The organism is Providencia sp. PROV200 (assembly GCF_049901995.1).
GTDB lineage: Bacteria > Pseudomonadota > Gammaproteobacteria > Enterobacterales > Enterobacteriaceae > Providencia > Providencia rettgeri_E.
The window spans coordinates 1,922,805-1,947,902 of the sequence record NZ_CP096307.1 but is presented as its reverse complement, the minus strand read 5'-3'; the positions used below and the strand labels follow the sequence as shown (position 1 = coordinate 1,947,902).

General features: G+C 42.2%; 21 protein-coding genes and 1 tRNA gene. 7 read left to right on the top strand and 15 right to left on the bottom strand.

All coding sequences use genetic code 11. The features are described 5' to 3' along the window. Nucleotides 1-972, top strand: coding sequence for a tRNA 5-methoxyuridine(34)/uridine 5-oxyacetic acid(34) synthase CmoB (gene cmoB, locus M1E86_RS08955; protein WP_213912791.1), 972 nt, complete (start codon nt 1-3; stop codon nt 970-972). A gap of 61 nt (nt 973-1,033) precedes the next feature. Here cmoB and M1E86_RS08950 read toward each other — a convergent pair whose 3' ends face one another. From M1E86_RS08950 to M1E86_RS08930, 5 genes are all read right to left on the bottom strand, one after another. Further along, on the bottom strand, nt 1,034-1,810 hold the full coding sequence (locus M1E86_RS08950) for a dimethyl sulfoxide reductase anchor subunit family protein (RefSeq protein WP_213912792.1): 777 nt from the start codon (nt 1,808-1,810) through the stop codon (nt 1,034-1,036). Between the two features lies 1 nt (nt 1,811). Further along, nucleotides 1,812-2,429, bottom strand: coding sequence for a DMSO/selenate family reductase complex B subunit (locus tag M1E86_RS08945; protein ID WP_125891071.1), 618 nt, complete (start codon nt 2,427-2,429; stop codon nt 1,812-1,814). Nucleotides 2,430-2,439: 10 nt separating this feature from the next. Then, nucleotides 2,440-4,863: a DMSO/selenate family reductase complex A subunit gene (locus M1E86_RS08940; RefSeq protein WP_426099340.1), complete on the bottom strand. Its 2,424-nt coding sequence runs from the start codon at nt 4,861-4,863 to the stop codon at nt 2,440-2,442. Between the two features lie 290 nt (nt 4,864-5,153). Next, entirely contained in the window at nt 5,154-5,915 is a 762-nt protein-coding gene (cutC, locus tag M1E86_RS08935; RefSeq protein WP_125891069.1) for a copper homeostasis protein CutC, read from the bottom strand. A 181-nt stretch (nt 5,916-6,096) separates the two neighbouring features. Beyond that, nucleotides 6,097-6,651, bottom strand: a complete 555-nt coding sequence (locus M1E86_RS08930; protein ID WP_125891068.1) for a VOC family protein — start codon at nt 6,649-6,651, stop codon at nt 6,097-6,099. A 168-nt stretch (nt 6,652-6,819) separates the two neighbouring features. On the opposite strand from M1E86_RS08930, the gene argS reads away from it, so the two are divergent. Beyond that, nucleotides 6,820-8,550, top strand: coding sequence for an arginine--tRNA ligase (argS, locus tag M1E86_RS08925; protein ID WP_125891067.1), 1,731 nt, complete (start codon nt 6,820-6,822; stop codon nt 8,548-8,550). Nucleotides 8,551-8,569: 19 nt separating this feature from the next. Here argS and M1E86_RS08920 read toward each other — a convergent pair whose 3' ends face one another. The 3 genes from M1E86_RS08920 to rimJ form a co-directional block, all read right to left on the bottom strand. Continuing rightward, entirely contained in the window at nt 8,570-9,055 is a 486-nt protein-coding gene (locus M1E86_RS08920) for a hypothetical protein (protein WP_319862323.1), read from the bottom strand. Between the two features lie 176 nt (nt 9,056-9,231). After that, the gene (gene murJ / locus M1E86_RS08915) at nt 9,232-10,770 is read right to left on the bottom strand and encodes a murein biosynthesis integral membrane protein MurJ (RefSeq protein ID WP_195698639.1); all 1,539 of its coding nucleotides are present in this window, start codon (nt 10,768-10,770) and stop codon (nt 9,232-9,234) included. Between the two features lie 83 nt (nt 10,771-10,853). Next, a complete protein-coding gene (gene rimJ / locus M1E86_RS08910; protein WP_213912794.1) occupies nt 10,854-11,441 on the bottom strand; it encodes a ribosomal protein S5-alanine N-acetyltransferase in 588 nt (195 codons plus the stop codon). A gap of 323 nt (nt 11,442-11,764) precedes the next feature. Between rimJ and mdtH the strand changes: the two genes are divergently transcribed. Then, on the top strand, nt 11,765-12,970 hold the full coding sequence (mdtH, locus tag M1E86_RS08905; protein ID WP_213912795.1) for a multidrug efflux MFS transporter MdtH: 1,206 nt from the start codon (nt 11,765-11,767) through the stop codon (nt 12,968-12,970). Nucleotides 12,971-13,008: 38 nt separating this feature from the next. Continuing rightward, nucleotides 13,009-13,569, top strand: a complete 561-nt coding sequence (locus M1E86_RS08900) for a lipoprotein (RefSeq protein WP_213912796.1) — start codon at nt 13,009-13,011, stop codon at nt 13,567-13,569. Nucleotides 13,570-13,722: 153 nt separating this feature from the next. Here the strand turns inward: M1E86_RS08900 and M1E86_RS08895 are convergent, their stop codons facing one another. After that, nucleotides 13,723-14,274 (bottom strand): TorD/DmsD family molecular chaperone, encoded by a 552-nt coding sequence (locus M1E86_RS08895; protein ID WP_213912797.1) that lies wholly within the window; start codon nt 14,272-14,274, stop codon nt 13,723-13,725. Between the two features lie 136 nt (nt 14,275-14,410). After that, nucleotides 14,411-15,352 carry a glyoxylate/hydroxypyruvate reductase GhrA gene (gene ghrA / locus M1E86_RS08890; RefSeq protein WP_213912798.1) on the bottom strand — a complete coding sequence of 314 codons (942 nt, stop codon included), beginning with the start codon at nt 15,350-15,352 and terminating at the stop codon, nt 14,411-14,413. A 338-nt stretch (nt 15,353-15,690) separates the two neighbouring features. On the opposite strand from ghrA, the gene M1E86_RS08885 reads away from it, so the two are divergent. Beyond that, nucleotides 15,691-15,778, top strand: a tRNA-Ser gene (locus M1E86_RS08885). An 8-nt stretch (nt 15,779-15,786) separates the two neighbouring features. Here the strand turns inward: M1E86_RS08885 and M1E86_RS08880 are convergent. The 5 genes from M1E86_RS08880 to M1E86_RS08860 all read right to left on the bottom strand — a co-directional run bounded on the left by M1E86_RS08880 (nt 15,787) and on the right by M1E86_RS08860 (nt 21,978). Next, nucleotides 15,787-17,307 carry an alanine/glycine:cation symporter family protein gene (locus M1E86_RS08880; RefSeq protein ID WP_426099339.1) on the bottom strand — a complete coding sequence of 507 codons (1,521 nt, stop codon included), beginning with the start codon at nt 17,305-17,307 and terminating at the stop codon, nt 15,787-15,789. Nucleotides 17,308-17,393: 86 nt separating this feature from the next. Then, nucleotides 17,394-18,878 carry an aldehyde dehydrogenase gene (locus M1E86_RS08875; protein WP_213912799.1) on the bottom strand — a complete coding sequence of 495 codons (1,485 nt, stop codon included), beginning with the start codon at nt 18,876-18,878 and terminating at the stop codon, nt 17,394-17,396. A gap of 8 nt (nt 18,879-18,886) precedes the next feature. Continuing rightward, nucleotides 18,887-19,753, bottom strand: coding sequence for a 4-hydroxy-tetrahydrodipicolinate synthase (gene dapA / locus M1E86_RS08870; protein ID WP_213912800.1), 867 nt, complete (start codon nt 19,751-19,753; stop codon nt 18,887-18,889). Nucleotides 19,754-19,770: 17 nt separating this feature from the next. Then, on the bottom strand, nt 19,771-21,018 hold the full coding sequence (locus tag M1E86_RS08865; protein ID WP_125891057.1) for an NAD(P)/FAD-dependent oxidoreductase: 1,248 nt from the start codon (nt 21,016-21,018) through the stop codon (nt 19,771-19,773). Nucleotides 21,019-21,027: 9 nt separating this feature from the next. Next, complete coding sequence (locus M1E86_RS08860; RefSeq protein ID WP_125891056.1) at nt 21,028-21,978, bottom strand: 4-hydroxyproline epimerase; 951 nt, start codon at nt 21,976-21,978, stop codon at nt 21,028-21,030. Between the two features lie 153 nt (nt 21,979-22,131). Here M1E86_RS08860 and M1E86_RS08855 point away from each other — a divergent pair, with 153 nt between their 5' ends. Both M1E86_RS08855 and dauA read left to right on the top strand, forming a co-directional pair. Then, nucleotides 22,132-22,935, top strand: a complete 804-nt coding sequence (locus tag M1E86_RS08855; protein WP_213912801.1) for a helix-turn-helix domain-containing protein — start codon at nt 22,132-22,134, stop codon at nt 22,933-22,935. A gap of 386 nt (nt 22,936-23,321) precedes the next feature. After that, nucleotides 23,322-25,052, top strand: a complete 1,731-nt coding sequence (gene dauA, locus M1E86_RS08850; RefSeq protein ID WP_213912802.1) for a C4-dicarboxylic acid transporter DauA — start codon at nt 23,322-23,324, stop codon at nt 25,050-25,052. The last annotated feature ends 46 nt before the right edge of the window (nt 25,053-25,098 follow it).

Here is a 25,098-nt window from a genome sequence, read left to right as displayed (position 1 = left end):
ATGATTGATTTTGGTCGTTTTTACCAACAAATTGCAGTTGGCCCTCTAAGCCATTGGCTTGAAACGCTTCCGGCACAACTTTCAGAATGGAAAAAACGAGGGTTACACGGTGGATTTTCCTCATGGGAAAAAATGCTAGATAACCTACCTGTTATGGCGCCTACCCATTTGGATTTACGCAATAGCGTGACAGCAACGCGTGAACCCGAGCTCACTGCTGGCGAAACGCGACGTCTGAATAATATTCTTGAACAATTAATGCCATGGCGTAAAGGCCCTTTTTCTCTCTATGGCGTGAATATTGATACTGAGTGGCGCTCAGACTGGAAATGGGATCGCGTACTACCTCATATTTCATCACTCAAAGACCGTTATGTCTTAGATGTAGGTTGTGGCAGTGGCTACCATATGTGGCGTATGTTAGGGCAAGATGCCAAATTTGTTGTTGGTATCGACCCAACTGAACTATTTTTATGTCAATTTGAAGCCGTCAGAAAACTATTAGGTGATGACCAACGTGCTCACTTATTGCCTTTAGGTATCGAACAACTGCCCGAATTGAAGGCATTTGACACCGTATTTTCAATGGGTGTCCTTTACCACCGCCGCTCACCGCTCGACCATTTATGGCAACTTAAGAACCAATTAGTGAGTGAAGGCGAATTGGTATTAGAGAGCCTGGTTATTGAGGGGGATGAATTTCAGTGTTTGATCCCCGGTGACCGTTACGCCCAAATGCGTAATGTCTATTTTATTCCTTCCGCTAAAATGCTCAAAGTTTGGTTAGAAAAATGTGGTTTTGTTGATGTGCGAATTGTTGACCAAGAAGTCACCTCTTTGGAAGAGCAACGCCGCACACAGTGGATGAAAACAGATTCACTGGCTGAATTTTTAGACCCAAATGATAAAACTAAAACTATCGAAGGTTACCCCGCACCACTACGTGCAATTTTAGTTGCTCGTAAGCCATAAAGATAAAATGCCTATGGCAATCAAGTCATAGGCATTTATTATCATAGTAATTAACAAGCGATTACATTGTTATTTGCCACAAATTATAAAAGGCAATTCGACCGGATAACTCCGCTAAAATAACCGCTAGCGCACCGAGACCTAATATGACGGATGAATTTTTTCCGCGATACAACAGAGCCGGATAAACAAACAGCATCACCGCTAATACGACTAACTGGAAGCTCCAAAAACCTGCTTGTTCGGCACTAATTTCAGGCCCTGTCTCACCTAAAAATGCGACATAAGCTGCACGAGTGGCAAAAATCATAATTGAGCCAATCAAAAATGCCATCGCCCCCAAGCGCAGAGAGCCGAATAAAATCGCTAATGCGCCACCAGCCACTAACAGTGTCATCCACATTTGTAATATCGTGAAAACAGTAAACCAGTTCGCTACCGTGGCAATATTATACACTTGAGGAATTGACCATACGAATGCCAAACCAAAAATAACCGTGGCAACATTACACAGTTCACTCAGCGCTTTATTTTTAATAAACAAGGTGAATAATAAAGTTGCTGCCCCAAAAGCAACAAAAATACCACTAAGCAAAGCTTCATTACTCATTGGTGAACGGCCTACACCTAAAAGCATATTAAAGAAGCGCAGAGGCTGCCCAACGTGTAGCCCACCGATGGCTAGCGCAATGATCATAATGACAAATGCCGCTATATTGGAATGACGCAATTGGGTTTCGCTCAACATGCCCAGTTTTCGACTTGCATACGCCAACAAATATAAACCTGCCGCTGACTGCCCCAATACGGTGAAAAAAACGAGTGGAAGTTCGTGCATATTATACCTCTGCTGGATTTTGTAATTTACCGCTCTTTTCACCACAAGGTTTAGCATCTTTATGCGGCTTAATCACAATGTTAGGATGAGTAAGAGACGGATTTGGCATGGGGGCGACCCCGCTAATATTGCCATGACGCTCACGTAGAAGATTGATATCGTCAAAATCCAATGCACGTTGTGGACAGGAGTCAACACACACCGGTTTCATCCCTTTTTCGACACGTTCATAGCATCCATCGCATTTACTCATCAATTTTTTCTTTTCGTCATACTGCGGTGCGCCGTATGGACAGCGTAACTCGCAGTAACGGCATCCAACACAAATGGTTTGATCTACCACGACTAACCCATCTTGCTCACGTTTATGCATCGCCCCTGTTGGGCAACCTTCAACACATGTTGGGTTAGAACAATGATTACAGGAAATTGATAGATAGTAGTTATAAATATTCTGCTGCCATATCCCCTCTTGCTGCTGCCAACTACCACCACCAAACTCATATACCCGACGAAATTTAGGCCCTAAATCAAGGTCTTTCTCATCTTTACAACTCACCTGACACGTTTTACATCCTGTGCATTTTGTTGAGTCGAAATAAAAACCATACTGTTTCATTTGTCGCTCCTTATGCACGTTTCACGTCAACTAAGTTAGTATGTTGTGGATTCCCTTTAACAAGAGCTGAGGGTTGTTGTGTGGTTAACGTATTGATACAACCACCAATATCGACCCCTTCCTCATTAACTTCCCGCCAAGCACCTTGCGGAACCGCAATGACACCAGGTAATACACGCTCAGTCACTTTCGCTTTAATATGCATACGTCCACGATCATTGAAAATTTCAGTCATATCGCCACTCTGAATACCTCGAGCCGATGCATCAATTGGGTTAATCCAATATTGATGAGGCACGGCTTCACGTAATATCGCAATATTAAAATACGATGAATGCGCATGGCCTTTATCGTGATACCCCGTCATTTGCAGCGGATATTTCTGTTTAGTTTCTTTATTTTCAACACCTTCCGTATTTACACAATATTCAGGCACAGCAGGAATTCGTTGGTCAGTCGGATATTCCCACTCTTTTGCTATCTTAGCGAGCCTTTCTGAATAGATTTCGATTTTACCCGATGGGGTTGGTAATGGCGCAGTTTCAGGCGAATCTCTAAATGGTTTTAATGCAATATAATCAGCACTATCCGCCAATTTTCTATCAACAATTCCCATGTCATTCGTTTCTTCAAACGTTGGCAAATGGGGATTTTTTTCTCGCATCAAGTTATAGCAATGTTCTATCCACTGCTCATGAGTACGACCTTCGGTAAATTGGTCTTTAATCCCCAGTTTTTCAGCAATATCGGTTAAAACATCATAGGATTGGCGACACTCCCATAATGGCGTAATCGCATTTTGTAGACGAATAGCATAATGGTAAGCACCGCTTGCATACGAATTATTAATTAAATCATTCGATTCAACACTGGTCACATCGGGTAGGATCAAATCCGCATATTTAGTCGACGGCGTCATATGCGTATCCCAAACTAAAATGAATTCACATAGGGACTCATCCGTTAAAATTTTATGGGTCTTGTTCAAATCAGAATGTTGATTACCCGTGACATTACTTGCATAGTGCCATAAAAATTTCACGTTAGTTTCAAGGCGCTCTTTACCGAGTAGTGTTGAATTTGTCGCGGTCATTTCGGTTCCGCGTGCAATCGCATCAGTCCACATAAAGCACGGGATCTGCGTTTTAACTGGGTTCGGGATAGCAAAACCAGGCACAGAGTACGCTACGTTGCCTCCCCATCCACCCGCATTCGTTCCTGGGCGTCCAATATGCCCCGTGACAATCGGCAACATCATCACAGCTCGAGCCGCTTGTTCTCCCGATGCGGTTCTTTGCAATCCCCAGCCTTGAGAAATCCACGCGGCTTTTGCATTACCCAACTCTCGAGCCAATTGAATAATACGAGTGGGTGAAACGCCTGTAATTTGGCTTGCCCATTGCGGCGTTTTTTCAATACCATCATCACCAAGTCCTAAAATATAATCCTTATATGAGCCATTTTGTGGCGCAGACTCAGGAAGTGTCTGGCTATCCCAGCCTACACAGTATTTCGCTAGAAAGGCCTCATCCGTCAATTGTTCTTTAATTAATGTATGGATAATCGCAGCCACAAGCGCTCCGTCAGTGCCCGGGTAAATCGGGATCCATTCAGCGCCTAGCGTTGTTACGCTATCAGTACGACGCGGGTCAATAATAATGACTTTAGCTTGGCTTTTTTCTAATGCTTTTAAGGTTTCGTAGAACTGACCACCACCGGACATCCGCGTTTCCGCAATATTATGGCCAAACATCACGACTAAATCGCTATTGGCTATTTCAGACAGTAATGAATCATCTAACTTGCCATAGACATATGGAATAACACCGTTTATTTGTGCTGTTGAGTAAGTTCCATGTTGATCAAGAAACCCACCTAGTTGGTTTAATAGACGCTTGCAGGCATTACGTCCCTGCAAATTAGCACCGGTAGATCCTGAACCATACTGGTAGTAAATGGCTTCATTGCCATAAGTATCAATAGTTGAGCGCAGCTTTTGAGCCACAATCGTCGTCGCTTCATCCCAGCTGATCCGTTTAAATTTCCCTTCTCCCCGTTTACCGGTACGCAATAATGGGTATTTCAAGCGGTCTGGGTTATAGGTTTTCCAACGAACAGAGCGCCCTCTCAAACAGGGACGTATTTGATGTAAGCCAAATTGGGTGTCGTCATACATAGTTTCATTCGATATGCGCGTAATAACGTCATCTTTTACATGCACTTTGAGTGGGCAGCGGCTACCACAATTGACTAAGCACGCACTGTATTTGATTTTTTCGCTGACTTCATCTGGTTGGATTGTGATGGTGGGTGTTGCTTGAGCGGAAAAAGGTAGAGAGATGGAACTGGCAATAGCCGTTGTCGTGGCGACAGAGGCAGAGGATTGAATAAACTGTCTCCGACTCAGCGCTTTTTCCCTGATTTTATTGATCATTACATTGCTACCTCATTAATTATTATAAATTGAATTACTGAGTATTCTTATAGTAATTAGATGGTAACCTTATAAAAACAAGGGTTAATTGATGTGTATCAATACAAGCAATAATTGAGCTATTAATGACAAATAAACAATATTATAAATTTACTTAGTTGATATTTTAATGATAACTAGCCATTGGTTGACTGAAAAATAACAAGGAAAACCAACTAATTGATTTTCCTTAGAGAATAACAATCTATTTAAATTTCTATCGTCAAGCTGCCTATTGTGGCTAGCGGCAATTAAACCAACACTTTTTCTGTAATAGAAATAAAGTCCTTCATCGCTTCTACCGTAGGGCCATCCACACAATAATGGGAGAATTCATCCGTTTCGCTATTAGAGGCCATTGTGACCCCTACTTTGCGGTAATTCATGGTTGATGGCACCGTTTTCCCTGCAGAACTGTGTACCTCAGATAAGCCAATTTCCATGAATTTACTTAAATTGGCTAAACGTACTCCCGCACCCGCCATAATTTGTGGCCCATTAATTTGCTGGCTTTTTTCATGTAGCTCTTTTAAAAGTGGTAAACCTAACTCTGCACTTTGTTGCTGCCCAGAAGTTAAAATACGCGCAACACCGAGCTCTTTTAATTGTTCTAAAGCTAACAATGGATTAATGCACATATCAAATGCGCGGTGGAAGGTAATATTCATCCCTTGTGCTATTTCCATCAACGTATGCATTCTGTTGATATCAATACGCCCTTCGCTATCTAATATACCGATAACGGCACCTGAAAAACCCATTTCCTTAATCATAATTAAATCTTCGCGGATCACGTCAAATTCGCTAATGTTATAGCAAAAATCACCACCGCGAGGACGAATAATAGGATGAACTGGAATATGTAGTTTCTCTTTGGCTAATTTCAGGTAACCATAACTGGGGGTCAGGCCACCGTCTGCAGCGCCAGAGCAGAGTTCGATACGATCTGCACCATATTCTTGAGCCACTTGGGCACATTCAATTCCGAAACAACAGATTTCCAGTTTTGCCATTACGACCTCCGAAATAGAGCAATAAAACACTGGCTTTATGTGCCCAAAAATAATGAAACGCTTTAATCCAAAACGTTAACAATTCGCTTAATAATGCCATTTATTAAAAAATGTTATCGGATGGATATCACATCACTAAAAGTTAACCTGTACTATTAATCAATAACGTTAATTGCATCACTTATTTTTCACTTTCAATTATCTTTTTTAGCGTAAAAGGATGGTATTTAACCGTTATTTCGCCATTTGACACTGCTAATGTTGGATTTGGCAACCTTTCTTGCTGCCCTTTGGGTTGGCTTACCTTAATACGATACCCTTGGGGTAGAGGATCTGGTAATAACTGAAATGCTGTGGTTTCTAGTTGACTCGGATCAATATCAATCACCATTTCGATATGTTCCCAGCTTTCTTTCGGGTAAATTTTGTCTTTTGGGAAAGGCAACTCAATAATAAATACCTCTTGACCCGCGACATTTAATGGCTCTCTTAACTCATATAAACGAATTGGCCTACCATTGATAACATTGTCAGATAAAAGCTCAGCGCATTCCATTAGCCCTTGATGCCAACGTTCTGCGGTTGCCATATGATGGCAACGCACCGAGATGTGATCTATCGGAAAAGATGACAATGATAAGTTCAGTTCCTGCGCTAACTGTTGTAATTTACCCATAAACACAGGTAGGTCATCCCATAAATCTTGTAATTGCGAAATTTTGCTAAATTGTGGCATCTAAAGCCCCCTCTTTACAAAAACTTATCTACTAAACAATGGCGCAGACTGTAGCATGAGAGCCCCAAAATATGGTATAAAACCTGCCGATTTTTCTCTTCAACCTTTTAGTTATACGCATGTGATGGCACAATGTGGTAACTATGGTTCGCAATTTAAGGTAATTCGGTGAATATTCAGGCGATTCTTTCAGATAAAATTAGTGCTGCGATGTTAGCAGCGGGTGCTCCAGAAGACAGTGATGCACTTGTGCGTCAATCCGCTAAAGCTCAGTTTGGTGATTACCAAGCGAATGGAGTGATGGGCGCGGCTAAAAAAATGGGGATAGCTCCGCGACAACTGGCTGAACAGCTTGTTAATCACTTAGATTTGGAAGGGATTGCCAGCAAAGTTGAAATTGCCGGCCCAGGCTTTATTAATATTTTCCTTGAGCCAACGTGGGTTGAAAAACACGTTGAAGAGGCATTAGCATCACAACGCCTAGGCGTCGCACCAGTCAAGCCTGAGACAATTGTCATTGACTATTCAGCGCCTAATGTTGCGAAACAAATGCACGTGGGTCATTTGCGTTCAACCATCATTGGTGATGCAGCTGCTCGTACCCAAGAATTTATTGGTCATAAAGTTATTCGTGCCAACCACGTCGGTGATTGGGGTACGCAATTTGGCATGTTAATTGCCTACCTTGAAAAAGTGCAAAATGAAGATGCCACCGATATGGCGCTTGCTGACCTCGAAGAGTTTTATCGCGAAGCTAAAAAACACTACGACGAAGATGAAGAGTTCGCAGTACGTGCTCGTGGCTACGTTGTAAAATTGCAATCCGGTGATGAATATTGCCGCCAAATGTGGCGCAAATTGGTTGATATCACCATGCAACAAAACCAAGAAACCTATCGCCGCTTAAATGTCACATTGACCGAAGATGACGTGATGGGTGAAAGCTTATATAACAGCATGCTACCGGGTATTGTTGCAGATTTAAAAGCTAAAGGTTTAGCTGTTGAGAGTGAAGGCGCAACGGTTGTTTTCCTTGATGAATTCAAAAATAAAGAAGGCGAACCTATGGGCGTGATCGTCCAGAAAAAAGATGGTGGCTTCTTGTATACAACAACCGATATCGCCTGTGCTAAATACCGTTACGAAACCCTGCACGCTGACCGTTCTCTTTACTATATTGACTCACGCCAACATCAACATTTGATGCAAGCATGGACCATCGTCCGTAAAGCAGGTTACATCCCTGAATCGATGGCGCTTGAGCACCATATGTTCGGGATGATGTTAGGGAAAGATGGTAAACCGTTTAAGACTCGTACCGGTGGTACCGTTCGTTTATCAGACTTGCTGGATGAAGCTGTTGAACGCGCTCAAGCGCTGATCCGTGAGAAAAACCCAGATATGCCTGAAGATGAATTGCTCAATGTCGCAAATGTTGTCGGTATTGGCGCCGTTAAATACGCTGACTTGTCCAAAAACAGAACGACTGACTATATTTTCGATTGGGACAACATGTTAGCTTTCGAAGGAAATACCGCGCCGTATATGCAATATGCGTATACTCGTGTGGCCTCTATCTTCAAGAAAGCCAATTTAACCCACGCAGACCTCACTCTGCCTATTTCATTACAAGACCCGCGTGAAATTGCGCTTGCAACACGTTTATTACAGTTTGAAGAAACCATTCTCACTGTTGCACGTGATGGCACACCTCATGTTATGTGTGCTTATTTGTATGAATTAGCCGGTTTATTCTCTGGTTTCTATGAGCACTGCCCTATCTTGTCAGCTGATGACGAAGCCCAACGCCAAAGCCGCTTGAAATTGGCTGCATTAACCCAAAGAACATTAAAAACGGGCTTAGACACTCTAGGTATTGAAACCGTTGAAAGAATGTAATCAAACCAATAAATAGCTATTAGCGGTTCACTTCGGTGAGCCGTTTTTGTTTGCGTTGCTTTGCTAACTTTGATGTTAGTTTTTGCAATTCATCGATATATTCATTCGCGCAATTACGGAGTACTAAGTTCCATTTGCAAAGTGTTTTTGCTTGTTCATAAAGTTCAGGGTTATGCGACAACCGGTTATTCTGTTGTAACCAATGAGCAACGCTCGCCAAGTCCCATAACGGCGATGCGCCATTCAAGCGTTGTACGGGTGCTGGAAAATGGCCTTTCCCTCGAGCACCATCTTTTAATAAAGCCACTGCCTGACGAGTTAGTCCTGTCAATTCGGCAATATCACTTAACCCAACTAAAGCGGAATCAATAGATTCCACTTTTATATTCAAGGAATTGAATATCTCCCTGTCACTTGATTGTTGTAACAACAACCCTGTCAATGTACCCCAAAAATAGAGTAGGTTATTATTTTTATCAATAAAAACAATTAATTGAAATTTCATAAAATAATTTTGAAATTAATAATTCAGTTACTATGGGCATTAATTTAAGAACTCACTAGAAATTGAAGGAAACAGATCTATGGTTATTTTTTCCTTAACGACGCAGATTACAGAGATAAAAAAAGCCCAATTTTCTCATTAAAATTGGGCTTTAAAGGTTATTGACGGCTTATTAATTAGGCAACACTACGTTTCATAAAATCACGAGGGCGGAACCCCAGTACATATAAAGCTACGAAATAACTTCCTGCACCAATAATCACGACGCCTATCAAACGTAGCATACGCATCAACATATTACCGTCTTGCCAAGAAGGCATGAAGTGTAAAACACCAAACAGCACAGCGCCCATTACAATTAACGCTATCAATAATTTAAATATGAACCCTTTCCAGCCGGCTAAAGGCTGAAAAATATCTTGCTTACGCAGCTGCCAATAGAGAACGCCCGCATTAAAACATGCCGCTAACCCAATAGATAAGGCTAAACCAGCATGTTGTAAAGGGCCAATAAAGGCTAAGTTCATCAATTGGGTTAAAATTAAAGTGACAATCGCAATCTTCACTGGCGTACGAATATTTTGGCGCGAATAAAAACCTGGTGCCAAAATTTTCACCAAAATCATGCCTGTTAACCCTACACAGTAGGCAATTAAAGCGTATTGCGTCATTAATGAGTCATGTGCTGTGAAATTACCGTATTGAAATAATGATACCGTTAATGCTTCAGCGAGTATTGCCAACCCTAACGCACAAGGTAGAGCAAGTAATAAACAAAGGCGTAATCCCCAGTCCATTAATTGGCGATACTCATTTTGGTTGCCGCTCGTGAAGCTTTTCGCTAATGATGGTAATAAAATTGTCCCAAGGGCCACACCAAGTACCCCAGATGGCAATTCCATTAGTCTATCCGCGTAATACATCCATGACACTGAACCAGATTGTAAGAAAGAAGCAAATATTGTGTTGATAATTAAAGAAATTTGCGCGACTGAAACCCCGATAATTGCTGGCCCCATCATTTTCATTACACGCCAAACCCCACTATCACGAAATGACAGGCGTGGTAACACTAACATACCCACCTTTTTAAGATGGGGTAGTTGGTAGACAAGTTGCAAAACACCGCCAACCAACACCGCCCACGCCAATGACATAATGGGTGGGTTAAAGTAAGGAGCAGCGAAAGCAGCAAAAATGATCATACTGACATTGAGCAACGTTGGCGCAAATGCAGGGACCGAAAAACGGTTCCAAGTATTCAGGATTGCGCCTGCAAGAGAGGCCAGAGAGATCAGAAAGATATAAGGGAATGTGACTCGTAAAAGATCTGTCGTCAGCGCAAATTTGTCAGCATCATCGGTAAAACCAGGTGCGGTGACATAAATGATCCAAGGGGCGGCAATCATACCAAGGATAGTTACGATCGCTAAAGCGAGGGTTAGCATCCCAGCAATATAAGCGACGAATGTACGGGTGGCCTCTTCTCCCTGCTGGTTTTTATATTCCGCTAATATTGGAACAAAGGCTTGTGAAAAGGCACCTTCAGCAAAAATTCGACGTAAAAGATTCGGTAATTTAAAGGCGACAAAAAAGGCGTCAGCCGCGGCTCCTGCACCAAACACTCGGGCGATAATGGCATCACGAATAAACCCAAGCACACGAGACATCATGGTCATGGAGCTTACTGCCGCCAATGATTTTAATAAATTCATGATTGATAAACTAAAAGAATACAATCGCATCAGTTTAACAGTGTGCACTGCAACTGACTACGATTGAAAAGTAAATTAGGAATTTAGGCTTTATTCAATGCCCAAGTGTTATCTGTCAGTGCCGTCAATACATGGTCACGCCACTCACCGTTGATTTGTAAGTATTGCTTTGCATAGCCTTCCCGTTCAAAGCCAAGCTTGGTCAATAAATTACCACTACGCATATTATGAGGCATATAATTTGCCATAATTCGATGCATTTTTTGGTGCTGCTGCATGTAACGGATAGTTTGGGTTAGTGCCTCATACATTAGGCCTTGACCTTGCCATTTTTCACCGAGAGAATAACCTAAATAACATGCATAAAATGAGCCGCGCAATACATTACTAAAATTCGCGACTCCCATCACTTCGTTTTCTTCTTTATCTAATAGTACGAAATGGAAAGCGCTCCCTTCTCGATGCATTTCATTCATGACTTGTAACCGATTTTGCCAACCTGCTGGCTGATAATGAGATTTGTCCCTGATGGGTTCCCACGGAATTAAAAAGTCTTTGTTCAGGCTGTAATAATCAGCTAGCCGATAGTTATCACGTTCATAAGTCAAACGGATAACCATTCTATCTGTGACAAGTCGCACTTTCGGTACATTTGAACGATAACCAAACATCGTTAACCCTTAATTAATAAAAAGCCAGATATTTTCTCTCTTTCCAAGCCAATAACTTAGAACGCTAAAGTGTAGCTTACAATGCGTTGACGAAAAACATATTACGTAAATTAAAATACCAATACATCACTAGATTTCTTCGTTGTGCAGCATACATAACTATGTGACCCAAGTAGCCGAACGCAGTCAACACCGTCACAGAGTGAAGTATGACGAATATTTATCGATAAAAATATATCATCTATTACCCCGCAATATACTGATATTATTGATACGTAATTTAAAAAAACATTCCCTCTTTGCTATTTTTCTGATGGTGTCTCATGGCGCAGGTGTCACGGGCAAGAAGCCTTGGTAAGTATTTCCTTTTGCTTGACAACATGTTGGTTGTCCTCGGCTTTTTTGTTGTTTTTCCACTAATTTCTATTCGATTTGTTGATCAACTGGGTTGGGCTGCCGTCGTGGTGGGTTTTGCCTTAGGACTTCGTCAGTTTGTTCAACAGGGTTTGGGGATTTTTGGCGGTGCTATTGCTGACCGATTTGGCGCAAAACCCATGATTGTCATTGGAATGTTATTGCGCGCCAGTGGTTTTGCGGTGATGGCAGTGGCCCATGACCCTTGGGTTTTATGGTTGTCTTGCGTACTTTCTGCTCTGGGTGGCACCTTATTTGATCCCCCACGGACAGCCTTAGTGATTAAATTGACCCGCCCTTATGAACGCGGCCGTTTTTATTCTTTACTCTTAATGCAAGACAGTGCTGGCGCTGTTATCGGTGCGTTGATTGGAAGTTGGCTACTACAATATGACTTCCATTATGTTTGCTGGGTTGGCGCTGCGGTTTTTATCATTGCTGCCATCTGTAATGCATGGTTATTACCTGCTTATCGGATCTCAACCGTCAGAACTCCCATCAAAGAAGGTATGGGCCGCGTACTAAAAGACAAACGCTTTGTGAGTTACGTTGTCACTTTAGCGGGCTATTTTATGTTGTCAGTTCAAGTAATGCTAATGTTCCCTATTGTTGTCAATGAGTTAGCCGGTACGCCAACCGCAGTCAAATGGATGTATGCTATTGAAGCTGCGATATCCTTAACGTTGCTTTATCCCATTGCACGTTGGAGTGAAAAATATTTTCGCCTTGAACACCGGCTCATGGCTGGGCTATTTTTAATGAGCCTGAGTATGTTTCCAATTGGCATGACAACCTCACTCAATACGCTATTTGCCCTTATTTGCCTCTTTTATCTCGGCACAATCACCGCTGACCCCGCTAGAGAAACATTAAGTGCGTCACTTGCTGACCCAAGAGCTCGTGGGAGCTATATGGGCTTTAGCCGCTTAGGCCTTGCTTTAGGGGGAGCTGTCGGTTATACCGGTGGGGGCTGGATGTACGATATTGGCCACCAATGGAATATGCCACAATTACCTTGGTTCTTATTAGGGATCATCGGTTTTATTACTTTATGGGCTCTTCATCAGCAATTTAACCGTAAAAAAATTGAAACAGTCATGTTGAGTGGGCAGTAATGCGCTAAACTAGCTGTGTTACTGCAAAAGGAGTCTTTATGAAGAAGTTTTTAATCGCTGCTATGGTGGGCTTTGTCACTCTGTTATCGGGCTGTAGCCAATTATCTGAGTTTAGTATTAGTGAGTCACAAATTAATAATTACCTTGCTAATAAAGTAAAATATGACCATAAAGTCGGCATTACGGGTTTTGCTGATGCGGATATTCAGCTCGCGAATTTAAAATCAGAAATTGGCCGCAGTGAACCAGGGAAAGTCGCATTAACGGGGGATGCAACCGTTAAATTAGACTCGCTTATTGGTAAAGCAGAAGCACAAATTAACCTGACACTCACTGCTCGCCCTTACTTTGACGCTAAAACAGGCTCAATTTACTTAAAAGAATTGAATATTAGCAATTACAAAGTGACGCCAGAAAATATGGATACCGCTATGTCAGCTGTTATTCCGTACTTAAACAGTTCACTTGAAACTTTCTTTGAAACCCAGCCTGTTTATGTGTTAAATCCAGATAATGGTGCTGCTGAAGCAACCGCGAAGAAACTCGCTAAAGGGCTGGAAATCAAACCAGGTAAACTGGTCATTCCACTAGTCGATTGATTTTAACCATAAATTATTTCGATTGATAAAAGCATTAAAGGCAACAAGAAAATCTGTTGCCTTTTTTATTAGGCCAAATTCAATCAAAATTATTAATCAACATCGTCGGCTAAAATCGAGTAACACCCACACCAAAAAGTGACAGCGTCACAATTATTCCACATCTGAGTCAAGTTCATCACGCAGTGCGATTACAGCATCACGGGTAATTTGGGCTAGAGTACGGTAAAATGGGGTTGTTGCATGTGCTTCAACCTTCCCTAAAAAGCTGCCATACCAGCTCAGAATATAGCTATCAAATAACTCTTCTTGAGCTGCGGTTTCATCTTCCGCCGCTTGGTCTTCCAACCAAGACGCTGCGAGTAGTAAAGCACCAAAGGCATCAGCAGGCGCATTCGTCAAAGACATTCCTCTCACCGTTAAAAATTCGCGAACCTCTGCTTCTGTAATTTCAGAATCGTAATCATTCGCTAACATTGAAACTGCTGGGGATCCACCGGCAAACAGAGCTTGGTAATCCGCATTAAGCACATTGATATCGAGATCTTTCGCCATGCGTGACCACAACTCATCTTGTTCCAATGGCCATGATGCTTTTAATTTATCTTGAGCAATCATATCAATAAGCGGCTTTACGAGGCTATCAGAGGGACTACGTTGAAATAGTGTCCCCAAAATGCGGCAGACAATTGAAAATTCGTTCATATATTATCCTATTTTACAGATCCGGTAGTCACACCTCGTGACTGAAGCAATGGCTTTAGTATATCGAAAAAATAGGAAAAAGATTAGGATAGATGATTGCAAGTGGCCACAAAGACCACTCACAACAAAAAAGTGGCTAATAACCGCGTTGCATATCAACCACACCAACAGGGGCTTGGCCTGCTTCAATGCGTTCGATATTACTGACAATCATATCCATGGCTTCTTTCGGTTTTGTAAAGGCTGCCACATGGGGGGTGATAGCGATGCGTGGATGTGTCCAGAACGGGTGCATTTGCGATAGTGGCTCACTCGCAAAAACATCAAGTGCTGCACCTGCCACTTGCCCTGATTCAAGCGCGACAAGCAAATCTTGTTCAACTAAATGGGCTCCACGCGCAAGGTTGATGACATATGCCCCTTGCTCTAATTGGCTAAACAGTTGCTGGTTTAATATACCCACGGTCTCTGGCGTACTTGGCAGAAGGTTAATAACCACGCGGGTACCAGAAAGAAAACTGGCTAATTGGTCATTACCAAAATAACTTTTCACGTTATCCAGTTGCTTTTCAGAGCGGCTCCATGTTCTTACATGAAAACCAAAGCTAACTAAGCGCTTTGCAACAGCTTGCCCTAATGCACCAGCCCCCATCACACCGATAACAAAATCTTCGTGTTGGTAGGCTGGTAATTGCTTCCATTGACGCTGTGATTGCAACTGGCGGTATTCATCCATACGACGAAAATAGCTTAACACTTTTGCACAAGCGTATTCTTCCATTTGGATCGCCATTCCAGTGTCTTCCAAACGCATGACAGGAACGCCTGCCGGTAAAGTCCCAGGTTTGTCTTGTTCTTGCTTTAAAATAGCATCCACACCCGCACCTAAAGCGAAAATACCTTTTAAATCACTGCGGCCAGCAAGGCATTCATAAGGCGGTAACCAAACCATAGCGTAATCTGCACTTTGGTTATCCCCTTTTTCCCATTGGCGAATATTCACCTGTGGTAATCGCGCTTTCATACCGTCAATCCACTGTTTTGAATCAAAAAATGGATGGTAAAATAAAATATTCATGGCAACTCCTCTTTGGTTTCTAACAGAGTGTGCCGAATGGCATTTCTTTTCAAGTTAATCAAGCCTATACACGCTACTCAATCAGAATTTTGTTAACTAGCTAACGGTTTTTACCTCTACGACTTGCCGTTTTAAAATTAACATCAAAAGTATTATTTACCTTAGTTGATTGCATTTAAGATTAGATAATAATCAAATTGTTTTTTATTTAGCTAAACAGCAACAAAAGTCGGAAAAAGGAGAAATAGGGAGTTGACGTAAGACGCTATTTTCCCTATAGTAGCGCCACGTTGCAGAGCAGGTTTTTATTCCCTACTCCACAACAGTTTTAGAAAAACGGTGAGGTGTCCGAGAGGCTGAAGGAGCACGCCTGGAAAGTGTGTATACGGCAACGTATCGAGGGTTCGAATCCCTCCCTCACCGCCATTTTTCTTCTAGTTTTTCCTCTCTTCTTCTTGATATGCTATCCCTTGATTTTTTTTCTCTTTCGGTTCTATACCAATTCCTTGTTCGTGATATTCGCGGCTTATATCTTCCCAAAGTTCTGCATTTTCTACTCCTGCTATTTTTGGGTCAAACACTGGGTCAACACCGAGTTTTTCCTGCCGCTCAAAGTCACGCAGTGCCCGTAATGCAGGTTTTGATAGGAAGACCATGGCGATAAGATTAAGATAACTCATGCTACCGAACCCGATATCACCGAGACTCCACATTAAGCTGACTGATTGCACGCTTCCTATAAAAACAATAATCAAAAATACAAATTTCAGTATCAATTTAAGAATGGGGTAACGCAATTTTCTATCAAGATAAACAATTGTGGTTTCTGCAATATAGTAATAAGCCATCAATGTTGTGAATGCGAATAAAAATACAGCGATTGAGACGAATCCTGACCCTGCAGAAGTAAAGACGGTTGATACCGCCATCTGAGTCCATGCAGTTCCTGCTGCAACCCCTGGGACATATTCAACTAAGGCCGTTGCCGAGCCATCGGGAAAAACGTTATACATATTCGTGACAAGGATCATCAGACCCGATGCTGTACACACAACGACAGTATCAATATAAATCGAAAATGCTTGGATCAAACCTTGTTTTACAGGATGGCTTACCTCAGCGGCCGCAGAACTAAATGTGGCTTCACCCGCACCGGCCACATTGGAAAAAACTGCACGACGCACACCCCATGAAACAGCCGTACCAATAATACCACCGAATACAGCGTCCATTCCCATCGCACTGCGGAAAATTAAACTGAACATAGCCGGCACTTGTTCGTAATGGCTACCCAAGATGATCACCATCATGACGATATAAGCCAATGCCATAATTGGTACAATCTTATCCGCTGCACTCGCAATACGTTTTATACCACCAAAAATTAGCCATGCCATCAGCACTGTCACAATGCCGCCAGTGGCAATTGGGGGTAAGTTGAATGAGGATTGAAAGGAATCCGCTATGGTATTGGCTTGAATACCCGGAACCAGCACACCATAAGACAGGCAAATAACAGCAGCCACCATAATGGCAAATGGCTTCAATTTTAACCCTTTTTCGATATAGTAAGGGGAGCCTCCACGGTATTGGTCATCAGAGCGCTGTTTGTATATTTGAGCGAGTGTGGATTCAATAAATGCACTTGCTCCACCTAATAACCCCATGACAACCATCCAAAAAATCGCACCGGGGCCACCTGCGGCAATGGCTGTCGCCACCCCCGCGATATTCCCCACCCCCACACGTCCTGACAACGCTAAACAGAATGCTTGGAAGGAGGAAATGCCTTCTTTTGACGCTTTATTTTCCTTTAACAAACACACCATTTTAATAAGGTAGCGAAACTGTACACCCCGAGTCGCTAATGTAAAATAGAGCCCAACACCTAGTGATAATACCACTAATGCATTACCCCAGATGTAACCAACGATTGTATTAACGATGGCTTCCATTTTGTACTCCTTCGTTATTGTAATTGTTTATTTGTATTTGCAGGGTAAAAAAACCTGAGTCCACTTGGGTACTCAGGTCAACGTTTTTACTGATGGATAAACCAGATAACCTTGGTTTGAGTATATTGTTCAAATGCCTCTAAGCCGTTATCTTTACCGCCAAAACCTGATTGACGAAAGCCACCAAACGGTGTTGTGATATTGCCTTCACTAAAGCCATTAACTGAAACCGTGCCTGCATTAATGCGCTGCGCAATTTGCATGGCTCGGTGAATGTTTTGGCTATAAAATGAAGCGGCTAAACCATATTGAGTGTCATTGGCCAAAGCGACCGCTTCATCATCTGTTTTAAAGGATGTAACGGCTAAAATAGGGCCAAAAACTTCATGCTTAAATAGCGACATTTCAGGCGTAACTTCATCAAAAATTGTCGGCTCGATGTACCAGCCAGCACCCAATTCATGATGAATTTTCCCACCCGCAATTAATTTTCCTCCCTCTTTTACCGTGGTATCTAAAAAGGATTTTACTTTCTCAAAATGAGCCTGTTCGACCATTGGCCCAATAGAAACATCCGCTTGCCTTGGGTCACCCACTTTCCATTCTTTAACCGCTACAGCAAGCTTGTCTAATAGTGTTTTTTTGATGCTTTCATGCACAATTAAACGAGAACCACAGCTGCAATTTTCACTCATATTCCAAAAGGCAGCCGCCATAATATGTGGAATTGCAGCCTCAATATTGGCATCTTCAAACACCACTTGAGGGCTTTTACCGCCACATTCGAGTACAATTTCTTTTAAGTTACTTTCTGCTGAATATTTTAAGAATAAACGTCCCACATCTGTCGAACCAGTGAATGACACAACATCAACATCATGATGTCGACCAAGTGCTTCACCGACCTTTTCACCTAATCCACAAACTAGACTTAATGCGCCTTTAGGGACACCCGCCTCATAGGCCAGTTCCACCATTCGATAGGCACTTAATGAGGTTAATTCGGCCGGTTTCACTATCACCGAGTTGCCTACAGCAAGAGCCGGAGCTACTTTCCATGCAAACATTTGAGCAGGGAAATTCCACGGTAACACCGCCCCAACCACGCCAATAGGCTCGTGCACTATCAGCCCCAATTCTTGATGGCTTGTCGGTGCAATTTTGCCAAACAGTTTGTCAATTGCTTCGGCATACCAATAAAAGGTTTCAATGGTTGCGGGTAAATCGGTATTTAAGCATTCAGTGATAGGCTTACCCGCATCTATACAATCGAGTGCCGCCAGCTCTTCACTGTGCTGTTCAATAAGATTGGCCCACTTAAGCATGATAGCTTTACGCTCTTGAGGTGATAATCCACGCCACTCACCTTGATTGAAGGTGTCACGCGCTACTTGTACCGCGGCATGAATATCGTTCGCATCACCATCAGCAATAAAACCAATAACGCTATTATCGATTGGAGTCCGGTTTTCTAATTTATTTTGCTGTTCTGCATGCCCTGCAATTAAATTGCCAGCCCACAGTTTTCCTTGTTTTGCATGTTCAAATACCTGCTGTTGGGTCATGGTCATATTTCCCCCTAGCGTTTAATCAATTTAATGAATTCATCGCGTTCTTGTGACGCTAGATTTGACAGCGGCAAACGGACCGGCCCTACATAAAATGTTCCATTCAAGCAGCCCGCTTTGGCTTTTTGGTTATAGTTTCCTGATTCCATTGAGTAAATTGCAGGATAAATTTCATTCATAATCTGCTTAGCGAGTTGCCAGTCACCTGCTTGCGCTGCATTAAAAATAGCAACTTGCTCCGCTGGGAATACATTCCCAGCTCCTGCTATCCAACTTTTTGACCCCCAAAAAAAGAAATCCACCGGTTGGTCATCACAACCACAAATGACTTCAAAGTCTTTGAATGGTGTTTGTAATAGATGCAGTGCTCGACTAAAGCTTCCACTGCTTTCTTTGATAGCGACAATATTGTCAATTTCAGCTAGCTTGATGACCGTTTCAATGTCAATTTCAATGCCGATCCGAGCTGGGAAGTTGTACATAATAATGGGCAGTGGTGTTGATTTTGCGACTTTTTCATAATGAGCATAGACCCCTTGCTGGTCCGGTAAACTATACGGTGGTGGTGATAACATTAAGCCTTCATAACCCAGTTCTTGAGCTTGTTTCGCTCGTGCAATGGCCCCTTCGGTTGATAGGTCGTTAATACCCGCAATTAGTGTCACTCGCCCTTTTGCAATTTTACAAACCGTAGACAGCACGGTTTTACGTTCATCTTCGTTTAATGCGTAATACTCTCCCGTGGTCCCGCAGACTACTAAACCGGTAACTCCGCGCTCAATAAGCTTTTCAGTTAACTCAGCAAGTGCACTGATATTTAATGTTAAATCATCATGAAATGGCGTGACTAAAGGAACAAGAATGCCATGGAAATTCATTTGAATTCTCCTCAATATTAAAGAAATCGCTCAATGGAAAAAGGGGTGCAATCGATACTTGTCGGTTGCTGATGAATAAAGCTATTAACGATATCTGCGGTGATCGCTGCTTGGGTTAGCCCTAGGTGTTGGTGACCAAAAGCAAAAATATAAGGGCCTTTATGGTCGATCACCGGTAAAGAGTCAGACGTTGATGGGCGAAATCCCATCCACGGTGTAGATTGTTGGCTGTTCAATGGCGTTTTCAGCATCGGCTGCGCTAACGGTAGAAAATGTTGAGCGCGCTGCATATTGGCTGGACGTTTTAGTCCTGCATATTCCACTGTGCCCGCAAGGCGTAACCCATGAGACATTGGCGTCATAATAAAACGCCTATCCATACTTGATACGGGTATTGATAACCGCCCCAATTCATGGGGCAACATCAAATGATAACCGCGCTCAGTTTCTAACGGCACATTGATGCGGCTAACCATTCGCACTAATGATTTGGAAAAAGCCCCTCCCGCAATCACTATTTTTTGCCCTGTAAACTGCCCTAGGGTCGTTGTTAATACCGCTTGTTGATTCGACGTTGATGTAATTTCGGTTACTTCACAGTGAGTTAATACCTGTCCACCTGCGTGTAAAAATGCCTCAGTCAGCTTTTGGTGTAACGCACATAAATCCACTACATGGCCGGTGTCTGGATAAAAAACACCCCCGATTTGGCTTTCGGATAAAGCAGGTTCGCGTGTTAGTAACGCATCCTGATCAATCAATTGATTAGCTACACCAACACTGCGCAAGTACTCACTGTGCTGGCTTAGCTTATCAAGTGTTTCTTTTTTCTCGGCCACCAACAGAGAGCCCTTCATTTTGACCAGATCACTTAGTTGCCATTTCTGAATAAATACTTGCCATGAATCGAAAGCGGCACTGTTTAATGTCATCAATGTATGGTGAATATGGGTAAAAGGCTTATGACGCATGTTACCTAATAGTTTGATTAACCAAGGTGCTAGCGGTAATAAGTAACGCCAATCCAGACGCAGAGGGCCCAATGGGTCAAGGAGCATTTTCGGAATTGATGTTAAAATACTCGGATCCGCAATCGGAAAAACCTGTTCTGTCGCAATGTGCCCTGCGTTACCAAATGAGGCACCTTGGCCAATTTCATGTTTATCAAGCAGCAACACTTGTGACCCATTCGCTTGCACTGTCAGAGCAATACTCAGGCCAATAATACCACCACCCACGACAATCACTGGATATTTGCGTTCCATTTCATTCCCCTATGCCACCGAAATTCCAAAACGAAATGGATCTTGTTCATCGATCAATAAGGTATTTTTTCCGCTGATATAGGCATGCCCGCGAATAGTCGGAATAATGCCGTTTTCATCCGCCTGTTGAAAACTGGCCTGAAACTGGCTGCCAATCACGCTGGCTTGATGCCAGATTTCACCCGCCGCCAGCTTTTTATCTGCTGCTAAGCAGGCAAGTTTAGCGCTAGTCCCTGTTCCGCAAGGCGAGCGGTCATATGCGCCACCTGGGCATAACACAAAACTTTGGCTATTGGCATTGGGGTGTGAACCGAATAATTCGATATGGTCAATTTCTTGGCCATCTTTACCGTAGATACTTTGGTCAACTAAGGCTTGCTTGATTTTTAAACTGACTTCTGTCAGTAATTTAATGTTTTGGAAATCAATGGCAACTGGCGACTGTTCAACAAGAAAAAACCAATTTCCACCCCAAGCGATATCCCCAATAACCGTGCCGAGATCGGGGACATCAACTCGTACCGCTTTGCGATAACGATACGAATACACATTTTGAATACTCACGCTACCATCTTGATGTAATTGTGCTGTGACATCTCCTACTGGCGTTTCGATAAGATGGTTGCCATAAGTGATATGCCCCAGAAAGTGCAACGAGGCCACTAAGCCGATAGTGCCGTGACCGCACATTCCTAAATAACCTTGATTGTTAAAAAAAATCACGCCTGCTGTTGCCGCTGGGTTTTGTGGTTTACACAATAGGGCTCCCACTAGAATGTCATTGCCTCTAGGTTCTAAAATCGTTGTACGACGCCAGACATCATGGCTATTACGCAAAATATCTAAGCGAACAGCCATGCTTTGTTGCCCTAAATCGGGGAATCCATCAATAACAAGCCGAGTTGGCTCACCTGCGGTATGAGAGTCGATAACTTCAATTTTGGTATATTGAGATTGCATTGGTTAGCATCCTATCTATTATTATTGTTAATAGAATGCTTGATTTTTGTTAACAACTCTTGATATCTTTCTAACAAACTTATGCGGTTTTCTGCACAATCTAAAAATATTTAACAGAATTAATAAAATTAATTTAATATTTCGGAGCGCGGCATGATCAATCTAAATAAATTGCTGTTGATTAGTCAGGAAAACATGCTATTTCCCGTTGATAATATTGATATTTTATTAAACCATTTAGGTTTGATTATGCCACTCATTAATACCTTGCCAAATGTGACCTTTTTTGTGAAAGACCATAATGCAAAGTATGTTTTGGCCAATGATAATTTAGCCACCCGCTGTAAAATCGACAGTGTTAACCATCTCGTAGGTAAAGGTGCTGAGGATATTTTTCATTCAGAACTCGGCCAAAGCTATAGTTCTCAAGATTATTTAGTGATGGAAAAGAAAATTAGCGTCATTAATAAGCTTGAACTGCACCTGTATAAAGCAGGTTTGTTGGGATGGTGTTTAACAACTAAAGTTCCTATTTTTAATACACGTAACCAAGTTATTGGGGTTGCAGGAATTTCAGTGGATTTACAAGATGTCAAATCGGTCAGCCCTAAACTGAATAACCAACTTAGCCGTGTTGAGCGCTATATCAGTGAACATTTTGATATTGCGATAAAAATGACAACGCTTGCAGAAATATCTGGCCTTTCGCTTTCTCAATTAAACCGCCAATTTAAAGCGATTTTTTTGATAACCCCTCAACAATATATTCAAAAGATGCGGCTGGAACATGCTATTGCACTGCTCGAAGATGATTTTTCAATTACTGAAATTTCCAGTAAATGTGCTTACGCTGATCACAGCGCTTTTTGTCGAAAGTTCAAAGAAATGACCACAATGACACCTAGCCAATTCAAGCGAATGCGTTCACGAATCGATAAACAAAAGATATTAGCGTGATCGGGTATCATATCAGTTAATCTGTTATCCCTTAACGCGAACAAGTCCCTTCTATTTCACTACTATTAAATATTTTTATTGTTCAAATGACTCTAAATATATTTTATTCGCCAATATAATTATATTTATAATCTGCCATTTTTATATTTACGATTAAAAAATACAATGGCTATTATCTATATACATATCTCAAACAGGGACGTAGCCATATAAAATATATTCTAACTATTTTTCTTTATAATATAACGTTTTTTTACTTTTGTTACTGAAAACGTTATGATAATTGTAGATTTATTGATACATAACAGATTTTTTTCAGGTTGCTAAGCGTATCCTTATAGGTACATTTTTCGTTTATTTTTCACCCTGTTATTTGGTAGGGTATAATGAGTACAAAAAAAATTAATAGGTTGCGCCCTTTTAGTGCGCTAATAGATTCTTGTTGGAAAGAAAAATATACGGCTACCCGCTTCATTAAGGATTTAATCGCGGGTATTACCGTGGGTATTATCGCTATCCCCCTCGCGATGGCTTTGGCTATCGCTAGCGGTGTTCCGCCACAATATGGGCTATATACTGCGGCTATTGCTGGGATCATCATTGCGGTAACCGGTGGCTCTCGCTATAGCGTTTCCGGCCCCACCGCTGCTTTCGTGGTGATCCTCTACCCAGTCTCTCAACAATTTGGGTTGAGTGGGTTATTAGTCGCCACGCTGATGTCCGGTGTCATACTCCTTGCAATGGGGTTTGCTCGCTTTGGTAAGTTTATTGAATACATCCCCGTTTCTGTCACTCTAGGCTTTACGTCGGGAATTGCTATCACCATTGCCACTATGCAGATTAAAGATTTCTTTGGCTTGCAAATGGCGCATGTCCCAGAAAACTATGTTGATAAGCTCATTGCTATTGGCAATACCTTCCCCACGTTTCAATACAGTGACACACTAATTGGTCTTTCAACCCTTTTGGTACTTATTTTCTGGCCTAAATTAAAATTAAAACTTCCCGGTCATTTACCCGCTCTTATTGTCGGGACTTTCGTCATGTGGGTACTTTCATTATTTGGTATGGAAGTCGCGACAATCGGCTCTGAATTTAGCTATTTATTACCTGATGGTACTGAAGGTAATGGTATTCCCCCTATCCTACCGCAATTTATTTTGCCGTGGGAACTCCCCGGAAGTGCACCAATTAACTGGGCGATGATCACCGCATTAATGCCTGCAGCATTTTCTATGGCGGTACTTGGTGCAATTGAGTCACTGTTATGTGCCGTAGTATTAGACAACATGACAGGAACCAAGCACCATTCCAATAGTGAACTTATTGGCCAAGGTGTGGGGAATATTGCGGCGCCTTTTTTTGGTGGGATCACCGCAACTGCTGCAATAGCCCGCTCTGCAGCTAACGTTCGTGCAGGTGCAACATCCCCTATTTCTGCAATTATTCACTCAATACTGGTGATACTTACATTATTAGTTCTTGCACCAATGCTATCTTATCTGCCATTAGCCGCTATGTCTGCATTACTATTGATTGTGGCTTGGAACATGAGTGCAGCAGGCAAAGTCGTTTACCTGATTAAACGTGCGCCAAAAGATGACATTATTGTATTAATGCTGTGCATGTCCTTAACCGTTCTATTTGATATGGTTATTGCCATCACTGTCGGTATTGTTCTCGCATCTTTATTATTTATGCGTCGTATTGCCAATATGACCCGTTCAACGCAACTACCAGAAACAGATGAAGAACAAAGCCGCTTAGTTGTAAGAATTAACGGCCCGTTATTTTTCGCAGCGGCAGAACGTATTTTTGATGAATTACGTGTCAAAAGCGCAGGCTATAAAACGATTATTATGCAATGGGACGCAGTGCCTGTGTTGGATGCGGGGGGCTTAGAAGCTTTCGAAAAATTCATAGATGCCGTGCGCCAAGATACCCATATCTTAATTTGTGACATCCCATTCCAGCCATTAAAAACATTGGCAAGAGCGAAAGTGACACCTATTGAAGGCGTGCTAAGTTTTTATAACTCAATAGATCATGCACTTGAAGCCGTTAAAGCTATCGAACAGGCGGGATCTATCAATACAGAAAAGCCAACAACACCTTAACTTAGATGTCAAAGCAAACCGCCATGTGAAATAGCATGGCGGTTTA